At 38.7% G+C, this 1,592-nt stretch carries 1 pseudogene; it reads left to right on the top strand.

What is annotated here, in order from left to right:
• Positions 1–116: 116 nt before the first annotated feature.
• Positions 117–719 (top strand): annotated as a pseudogene (gene tnpC / locus H4683_RS21070) (IS66 family transposase); the annotation flags it as partial.
• Positions 720–1,592 lie beyond the last annotated feature (873 nt).

The following is a 1,592-nucleotide window of genomic DNA, read 5'->3' on the forward strand; positions in this document are numbered from 1 at the left end:
GACCATAATTATTCGAGAAAAAAGAAAAGGAATAAAATAATTAAGCGGAATTTCTCATTTCTTCTCGGATAATCAATCTTCTCGGATAATGTGCCTTATCCAAGTTCTTAGATAAGGCACATTCGCGTCGAAAATTCGATGAGGCCCTAACTGCTTTACCAGCAGAAGCGAAAAATAAAGAAACACCTTGTGCCGCGGAGGAAGGGCTTCGTTTCTGCAATCAATTATTCGCGATTGAACGCGCGCTAAAGGATCACAGCCCTGAAGAACGCCATAAAGAGCGACTTGAACGCAGTCAGCCTGTGCTGGATGCCTTTTCAACCTGGCTACAAACACAAAGTATGCGCGTCGCACCCAAAAGTGCGTTGGGGCAGGCCATTAAGTATTGCAGAAATCAATGGACACGCCTTACAATGTTTTTACAGGATGGGCGTTTGGAAATCGATAATAACCGAGCCGAACGTGCTATCAAACCTTTCGTGATCGGACGCAAGAACTGGTTATTCTCTCAATCTGTGAAAGGTGCAAAAGCAAGCGCAATCGCTTATAGCATTGTGGAAACTGCCAAAGAAAATCAGTTAAATCCATTGATTTATTTAACCCACGTATTTGAATAGCTTCCTTTAATAGATTTGGAGGATTCAGAGGCGCTTGATCGACTGCTTCCATGGTCGGAGACCCTGCCAGCAGATTGTCGCATTCCCAATAGAACTAAATAAAGCATAAAATAAGCGCCCCCTAAAAGATAGGTGGGCGCTATTTGACGCTTACATACAAAAAAACTCTTATTAATTTAATTTACATCTAATTTCCTTGTGCGGATCTCTTCAAAAAAAGCCGCTCCAAAGTCGATATTGACTTCTAAGGCAACATTGTAACTGCACAAGTTTGAAGCCAAAGTACCTGTAAATGTTGAATAGAAAGCGGAGATAGTACAAGTCCACATCCATAGTTTACCGCGTATGTAGCAACCGTTTTGGATCGTCTTCTCTCTGTTGACATCTGAGATGATTGGGTAGTGGACCTAGATTTCATTGACCATTCTAATATCGTCGGCGGCAATTAACAAATCTGTGCTTTCCTTCGTTCCATTCCCCTTCCTTTATAACCAATATAATTTGAAATGAGTCCATTTATACAAAAATAAAATACCGATTGTAAAAGCATTAAAATACTTTACGGACGTTCATTATACACTTTTATGTTATTTAGATAGAATTAAGTAAACAACATTTTTGAGGTGAATTATGATACATTGCATTAGCTACATACGCATCATCAGCAAAGAACATAACAAAGCCGAAAGTATAAATTAGTTACTAATCTTCCATCATTTTAAATGCAACGTAAGCTGCCATTTCATTTATGCTTATAGGAGATGCAGACAGTGATATTGAAAAAGGAAGAATAGAAAAATATACTGTGAAATCAACAATACTCAAAGTTGGCTGCCACAGTTCAAACACAATTGAGATTTTTCTTGAAAGTAGTTAATCTTTGATTACAGCCAATGAAATGTACCACTCGTGACATGTTTTTTACCACCAAGTGACATAGATTGTACCAGTGAGTGACAAAGCCCTTACCACTTC

Origin of the sequence: Sporosarcina limicola (assembly GCF_014873855.1) — a bacterium.
GTDB lineage: Bacteria > Bacillota > Bacilli > Bacillales_A > Planococcaceae > Sporosarcina > Sporosarcina limicola.